This window comes from Arthrobacter sp. K4-10C (assembly GCF_059090085.1).
In genome coordinates this window covers 1-4731 of record NZ_JBNHFI010000022.1, presented here as the reverse complement: position 1 = coordinate 4731, position 4731 = coordinate 1, and the positions used below count along the sequence as shown (strand labels likewise).

General features: G+C 64.8%; 2 protein-coding genes. Both read left to right on the top strand.

Annotated elements, in window-relative coordinates; genetic code table 11:
- Positions 1 to 189: 189 nt before the first annotated feature.
- Positions 190 to 1197, top strand: a complete 1008-nt coding sequence (locus AC5RUU_RS19545; RefSeq protein ID WP_493976862.1) for a LacI family DNA-binding transcriptional regulator — start codon at positions 190 to 192, stop codon at positions 1195 to 1197.
- 90 nt (positions 1198 to 1287) lie between these two features.
- The gene (locus AC5RUU_RS19540; protein ID WP_493976861.1) at positions 1288 to 4320 is read left to right on the top strand and encodes a glycoside hydrolase family 2 TIM barrel-domain containing protein; all 3033 of its coding nucleotides are present in this window, start codon (positions 1288 to 1290) and stop codon (positions 4318 to 4320) included.
- Positions 4321 to 4731 lie beyond the last annotated feature (411 nt).

Sequence of the window (4731 nt, the reverse complement as noted above, 5' to 3'; positions counted from 1 at the left end):
CTGCACCCGGGAGGGTGTGGGAGAGTAGGACACCGCCGGACAACACATCACGGTCGAGGCCCCAACCACACGGTTGGGGCCTCCCACATTTAAAAACAAACCCCCAACACCACGAGGGGTAGGGAAGCAGCCGACAGAGCAGCCAGGGCTGCCACCTGGACTGGCCTTCCGGGCACATAGACTCGGTTTATGAGTTCCCGTTCGGCAGATCCCCTTGGCCGGCGCGCCACTATCCTGGACGTTGCTGCCGCTGCTGGTGTCTCCCGCCAGACTGTCACCCGGGCCATGAATGAAATGCCCGGTATCAGCCCGGAAACCCGTGAGCGGGTACAGAGGTGTGCAGCGGAACTGGGATATTCCCCCAGCCGGTTTGCGAAAGGTCTGGTCCAGGGCGCGCGCACCTCGGTCGGCCTGGCCATCCCGGACTTAACGAACCCCTACTTTCCCGCCTTCGCCTCGAGCGTCGTGGAGGCCGCCACCCAGCGCGGCTGGAACGTGGTGGTGGACGACTACGGGCACGGGACAGGAAGTGGCATCGACGCCGTTGCCCGGCTGGCCCCGCAAGTCGACGCCTTGATCGGATATCTGGGGCAGCAGGCGCATGAGGCGCAGGCCCTTATGGGCACCCGGCCGGTGGTTGGCCTGGATTACCCGGACAGCCCGGCCTCTGGCAGCATTGGGTTCGACTATCCCCATGCAGCCCGACTTGCCCTGGATCATCTGGCCTCGGCGGGACGAAGCAAGATAGCCTTCCTGGACTCGGACCAGGGCGGCCCCGCTGCCAGCCGTGGGGCAGCAGTAGCCGCGGCCGCTGCAGCAGCCGGCATCGAGCTGACCCGTGCGGCCGCTTTTCCGTCCGGGCAAGCTGCCAGGGTTGCTGTGGAGGAACTGCTGGGCACCGGTCTTCAGGTCGAGGGGCTCCTGGCGTTCAACGACGTAATGGCGGCAGGGGCACTGAAAGCCCTTCACAATGCAGGAAGGTCAGTCCCCGGTGACTGCGCCGTCATCGGAATGGATGGGATCCCGCTGGGCGAGCTCGTCACTCCCGAGCTGACCACTCTCGGACTGGACCTGCGCACCGTGGGCCGTGCCGCCGTTGATCTCGTGGAAGGCCTGCTTTCGGGTGCAATCGGAGCGGGAAGCCCGGCCGCCTTCCTGACCCTCCGGCACGAGCTCATCGTCCGCGAATCCGCCTGAAGCCTACTCAAAAGGTGCGGCAGCAGTTAGGCTTGTGTCGTCTCGTGAACGTTCACGTACCCTCGCCCCTTCTCTCCAGCAAGGAATGCCATGACAGTCCAGTCACCCTCCGGAACAGCCGGAACTCCCATGACTCAGGCCTCCGCACCCGCGCCGGAAGCACTCGAAATCGGGGCAGAAGGTGTCCTTGAACTTTCGTCGCTGGAACCGGGACGCGGTACCCTCCCGGCCCGTGCCTATTTCGACAGTGACGCCCCCAAGCTCTCCCTGAACGGCGAATGGCACTTCCGGTTGAGTCCGGGAATCCGTTCAGCTCCTGCGGCCGGCTGGCAGCTCGGCGATGACCTGGCGGGCTTTACTACCCTGGCCGTCCCGTCCAGCTGGCCAATGCACGGTCACGGGACCCCCACCTACACCAACATCCAGCTCCCATTCGCCGTTGAGCCGCCGCACGTGCCCGAATCGAACCCCATCGGAGACCACCTGCGCACATTCGAGGCCGGACCCGAGTTCCAGCCACATGCACTGCTGCGGTTCGATGGCATAGAGTCGGCCGGAACCGTGTGGCTGAACGGGGTGGAACTGGGAACCACGCGCGGCAGCAGGCTTGCCCACGAATTCGACGTTTCGGGCATCCTGGTGGAGGGGACCAACACACTGGCCGTCAGGGTGGCCCAGTTTTCGGCCGCGAGCTACGTCGAAGACCAGGACATGTGGTGGCTCCCGGGGATTTTCCGTGATGTCACGCTGCAGGCCAGGCCCGTCGGCGGCATCGATGACGTCTTTGTCCACGCAGCCTTCGACCACGTCAGTGGCGAAGGCGTCCTCAAGGTTGAGGCGAGCCGGGGCGGCGAGGCGATTGACGCCGTCGTACGCGTTCCTGAACTGAACCTGGTACTCCCCGCCGGCACCGAGGTGCGCGTCCCCGCCGTCGAGCTGTGGTCCGCCGAGCTCCCGAAACTCTACGGAGCGTCCGTCAGCACTCCGGGTGAGACGGTCAACCTGCAGCTGGGCTTCCGCAGCATCACCATCGAGGACGCGCAGTTCAAGGTGAACGGACGCCGGATCCTGCTGCGGGGTGTCAACCGCCACGAGCATCATCCGCGCCTGGGACGGGTTGTGCCACGGGAGGTCGTGGAAGGGGAGCTGCGGCTCATGAAGCAGCACAACATCAACGCCATCCGCACCTCGCACTACCCGCCGCATCCAGAATTTCTGGCACTGGCGGACCGGCTTGGCTTCTACGTGGTCCTGGAGTGCGACCTGGAAACGCACGGGTTCGAGAGCGCCGGCTGGGCGCAGAACCCCAGCGATGATCCGCAGTGGGAGGCCGCCCTGCTGGACCGGATGCAGCGTACGGTTGAACGTGATAAGAACCACCCGTCCGTGATCATGTGGTCGCTCGGCAACGAGGCCGGCACCGGCAGGAACCTTGCCGCCATGTCCCGCTGGACCAAGGACCGCGACCCCTCCCGCCCCATCCATTACGAGGGCGACTGGTCCTCGCCCTACGTGGACGTCTACTCGCGCATGTACGCAAGCCAGGCCGAAACCGCGCTGATCGGCCAGGGGAACGAGCCGCCCCTCGAGGATGCCGTCCTGGACGCCCGGCGCCGGGCCATGCCGTTTGTGCTTTGCGAATACGTACACGCGATGGGTAACGGCCCCGGCGGCATGAGCGAATACCAGGAACTTTTTGAAAGGTATCCGCGCCTCATGGGCGGGTTCGTCTGGGAGTGGCTGGAACACGGCATCACTGTGCCAGCCGCTGACGGCGGCGAACATTTCGGCTACGGCGGGGATTTTGGTGAGGAAATTCACGACGGCAACTTCGTCACGGACGGACTGGTGGACGCGGACCGAAAACCGCGGCCGGGACTGCTGGATTTCAAGAAGGTCATCGAGCCGCTCAGGATTGAAGTGGCCGGGGACTGGTCTGGCTTCCAGGTCCGCAACCTGCAGGACTTTGCGGACACCTCTGCGTATGAGTTCCGCTACGTCGTGGAGTCCGACGGCGGCACGCTGGATGCAGGGTCGGTGGACCTTGGACCGCTGGCACCGCAGTCGCAAACAGGAGTGCCATTGCCCGCCTCTGTTGCAGGCTATGCCGCCCTTGCGCGGGTGGGCAGCGCAGCAGTGCTGACCGTCAGCGCTGTCCTTGCCGCCGATTGTTCCTGGGCGGCTGCCGGCCACGAGATTGCCTGGGGCCAGTCCGTTATGGAGCCTGCCAACTGCATCCGGCCTCTGGAGAACGAGGCCGTTGACGTCCTGGAAGGTGAACTCCGGCTTGGTCCTGCAGTGTTCAGCCGTATCACCGGCATGCCCGTCCGCTTGGGGGACATACCTGTGGAGAAGCTGGGACTGGTGTTGTGGTGGGCGCCGACGGACAACGACCTCGGGAGGGAATGGGCGGGCGACGATCCCCGTCCGCTCGCCACGCAATGGAAGGACGCGGGGCTGAACCGGCTGCACACCAGGCTCCTCGGCATCAGCGCGGAGGTTGCGGCCGACGGCGGCGATCGGCTCACGATCCGCACGCGGGCGGGTGCAGCGGACAAGCAGTTCGGCGTCTTGGTGGATTACTGCTGGACCGCCGACGGCGAATCCCTGGCTCTCCGGACACACGTCCGGCCTGAGGGGACGTGGATAAATGCCGGCTTCGAGGTGGAATGGGCGCGGATCGGCCTGGAACTTGTCCTCGGTGCCGAGACCTCAACGGTGAGCTGGTTCGGGAACGGTCCGCACCAGAGCTATCCCGACACCGGCCAGGGTACCCGCACAGGGTGGTTCTCCCTTCCGCTCGCGGACCTTGACGTCGACTACGTCCGCCCGCAGGAGGCTGGAGCGCGCTCCGGCCTCCGGTCTGCAGTTCTCAGGGTTGACGGAAGCCCGCTGGAGGTTTCGGGTGAGCCGTTCTCCCTCACGGTCCGGCCGTACAGCATGGCAGTCCTTGATGCTGCTGCCCACCGGCCGGAGCTTGTGCCGGATGGAAAGTCCTATGTGTACCTGGACCATGTACAGCGGGGGGTGGGGACTGCGGCGTGCGGACCAGGGGTACTAGAGCCGTACCGGCTTAAGCCCCGGGAGGCCGGCTTCACTTTCGTTTTCCGGGTGGCGGGCTGACGACTCGCCCTGTGACCCACTCCATAGTTGTCCACTGCCGGCGGTTCGGTGCGGCAGGCTCTGATTGAGTCCCGGAAAGCCCTGTAATTCCGGGGTTTCCGGGGGGCTTTCCGATGTGTCGGCGAGGATTTGCGGTGGGGGTAGTGGGCGTGTATTGTTTTCTGAGTCGCCGCCGCTGAAGCGGAAAGATAGCGGCCAAACCCCCTTGATAACAGCCTGAAAAACGGTTCACCTGTTGGTGTGCCTGGTTCGGGCGGGGCCGGTGACGGATGCTGCAGGTTTGCTGAAGGGCAGATTTGCAAGGTATCCGGTGATCGGGTAAGTTTGAAAAGTTGCTCCGGAGCGATCTTGGACCGTGTGGTTTGGGTGGTGCCGGGTGTGTCTGTTGTTTGAGAACTCAATAGTGTGCCA

Excerpts from the sequence above, each read along its gene's own strand:
- AC5RUU_RS19545 (WP_493976862.1), top strand. The coding sequence starts at position 190 with ATGAGTTCCCGTTCGGCAGATCCCCTTGGCCGGCGCGCCACTATCCTG.
- AC5RUU_RS19540 (WP_493976861.1), top strand. The coding sequence starts at position 1,288 with ATGACAGTCCAGTCACCCTCCGGAACAGCCGGAACTCCCATGACTCAG.